Raw genomic sequence first — 1,440 nt, 5'->3', positions numbered from 1 at the left:
CGTGGTGCCTCATAGTCAAGTCCCCGCGTGGTGGGGGGCTGTGCCTCACATAGTTTTCCCCGCGAGAGTGGGGGTCAGCTGGCGCGGATTTTGAGGCCGGCGGGGTCGGGTGGGGTCCAGGTGATCTGGTTCTCGAGGCGTCGGGTTTTGGTGGCGGCGAGTCGGGTGAGTTCGTGTTGGATCTCGTTGATGCGGTGGGCGATCGCGGCGGGGTGCAGGGTCGCTTTGTAGGTGGCGAGCTCGGTCTGCTGGGCGGGGTTGAGGATCCCGGCGTCGAGGAGGCGTTTGTAGGGAGAGCGGGGCTGGTCGTAGACCCGTTTGCGGCGGCCGATGGTGTCGGTGGTGTAGCCGATGGGCTTCTTGGTCGGGGTGAAGTAGTTGAGTCGATCGTTGACCAGTGTCCAGAGCTCGTTGAGCAGGGCGAGTTCGGTCGGGGTGTCGTAGCGGTGGTAGAAGCCGTAGCGGCGGACGAGGTGGTTGTTCTTGGACTCGATGGTGGCCTGGTCGTTGCTTTTGTAGGGACGGGATCGGGTGAAGAAGATCTCGCGTTGGCCGGCCCAGCCGATGAGGTCGTGGTTGATGAACTCTGACCCGTTGTCGCAATCGATGCCGGTGACCAGGAACGGGACGGTGTCGATGAAGGTGTCGAACGCGGCGCGGATGTGGACGTGGGCGTTGTTGCGGATTGCGCGGGTGTGGACCCAGCCGGTGTGCATGTCGGTGAAGTTCACGCTGCGGCAGAACTCGCCTTTGAGGGTGGGGCCGCAGTGGGCGACGGTGTCGACTTCGAAGAATCCGGGCTCGGATTCAACCTCGTCTCCGGCCTTGCGGATCTGGATCGAGTTCCGCAGGAGGTGGCCGGGTTTGGTCGTGCTCTTCCCGCGGATCGGGTCGGTGGCACGGGCGGGGGCGAGGTAGCGGTCGATCGTGGCCGCGGACATCGAGATCAGCTCGGCGCGGACCGGGGTGCTGTAGCGGTCCTGCCCCTCGATCAGGGAGCCCTCGGCCTCCATGGCATCCAGCCAATCGGGCATCGCGGCGGCGAGGTACTTGCCGCAGCTGCCGCCCGCGGTGGCCCAGACACGTTGCAGGACCCGGATCGCGTCGTAGGAGTACTTACGGGGTTTGGTCTTGCGGCGGTCGATCACCGCGACAGTGGCCACGGCCCGGCCGGGTGCCTGGGCGAGCCGTGCCACGAGTTGTTGGCGGGCATGGTCCCGGTTCCAGCCGGTGACCTCCACGACCTGGTCCAGGATGTGGCTCTTGCCCTTCTTCGGAGCCGCGGCATAGGCCCGGGCGTACTTCTTGGTGATCTCGAACCTGGCCGCCATCGACAAAACCTTCGCGTTCACACCCCATCGTGGCCGGCCACTGCTTCGCGGGGGAAAGTATGTGAGGCACGGCCCCCTCGTTCCCGGGGACTATGTGTGAGTCTCGCCG

Annotated in this window: 1 protein-coding gene; it reads right to left on the bottom strand. The window is 65.6% G+C overall.

Translation table 11 applies throughout. The features are described from left to right. Positions 1-74 precede the first annotated feature (74 nt). Positions 75-1,331 (bottom strand): transposase family protein, encoded by a 1,257-nt coding sequence (locus tag CGZ93_RS13980; protein ID WP_229117466.1) that lies wholly within the window; start codon positions 1,329-1,331, stop codon positions 75-77. Positions 1,332-1,440 lie beyond the last annotated feature (109 nt).

Origin of the sequence: Enemella dayhoffiae, from assembly GCF_002250625.1 — a bacterium.
Lineage (GTDB): Bacteria > Actinomycetota > Actinomycetes > Propionibacteriales > Propionibacteriaceae > Enemella > Enemella dayhoffiae.
Note: the sequence above shows the minus strand (reverse complement) of the source record. Positions and strands in the feature narration are given on the sequence as shown.

Coding starts and splice junctions, on each gene's coding strand:
- CGZ93_RS13980 (WP_229117466.1), bottom strand. CDS start 1,331: ATGGCGGCCAGGTTCGAGATCACCAAGAAGTACGCCCGGGCCTATGCC.